Genomic DNA, 1008 nt, shown 5'->3' with positions numbered 1-1008 from the left:
ACGCACCCCAAGCCGCGGCACACCCCCCACACGAAACGCGTGATACGCCTCCAACACCTCCCCCAACACAATCGGCACACTCCACCCGTCCAGCAGCAAATGGTGATAACTCCACACCAGCTGATACCGGTCCACCGCCAACCTCACCAACGCCAGCCGCACCAACGTCGGCGCCGAAAAATCAGCACCCCGCGCCCAGTCAGCAGCCAGGAAATCATCCACCCGACCACGCACACCCTCACCCACCAGCGAAAAATCCACCACCTCCCACGGCAGGGACACCGACCGCGACACCACCGCCAACGGCTGCGGAACCCCCTCCCACACCACCCCACTGCGCAACACCTCATGCCGCGCGAACACCAACTCCCACGCCCGCCTCAAAGCCCCCACATCAAGCTCACCCTCCAGCAGCAGACCGTTCTGCACCCAATACATCCCCGCATCCGACGACAACTGACTGTGAAACACCATCCCCTGCTGCAACGCCGTCAACGGATAAACATCCTCAAGCACAGTCCCAAAACGCCCCGCCACACCATCCAGAGCAACCTGATCCAAACCCGCCAACGGGAAGTCCGACGGCGTGCAACCACCCACCCCAGCACGGCAGCAGAACTCGATCACCTCAGCAAGAACATCAACGTACCGATGCGCGAGCCGCTCAATGGTCGCCCCGTCATGCACCCCACCCCCATACGTCCACACCATCTCCAAACGACCATCGACAACCTGGCTGTTCACCTCAAGCAGATGTGGACGTTCGCCCTCGGACGACTGCGACGCGCCCAGGTCCCTGCCGGACGGCCGGAACCGATGGTCGTTTCGGCCCTCACCGGTGTCGACCGCGTCCGGTCGTCGGCCGGACTGACCGAGGTAGTTGAAGGAGACCTCGGCACCGGACCCCTTGGCGGGCGTCCAGTCGGTCAGGTGTCGCAGCAGGCCGTATCCCAGGCCCTTGCGCGGCACCGCCCGCAGACCCTCCTTCGTACGCCGCAGCAACGCACC

Annotated in this window: 1 protein-coding gene; it reads right to left on the bottom strand. The window is 64.3% G+C overall.

Annotation, left to right across the window (positions count from 1 at the left end):
- A partial coding sequence (locus ACIOKD_RS42060; RefSeq protein ID WP_402093769.1) for a condensation domain-containing protein occupies nt 1–1002 on the bottom strand: 1002 nt, incomplete at its 3' end.
- Nucleotides 1003–1008: the final 6 nt, after the last annotated feature.

The organism is Streptomyces sp. NPDC087844 (assembly GCF_044742785.1).
In the GTDB taxonomy this organism is placed as follows: domain Bacteria; phylum Actinomycetota; class Actinomycetes; order Streptomycetales; family Streptomycetaceae; genus Streptomyces.
This window is presented reverse-complemented; position numbering and strand designations above follow the sequence as displayed.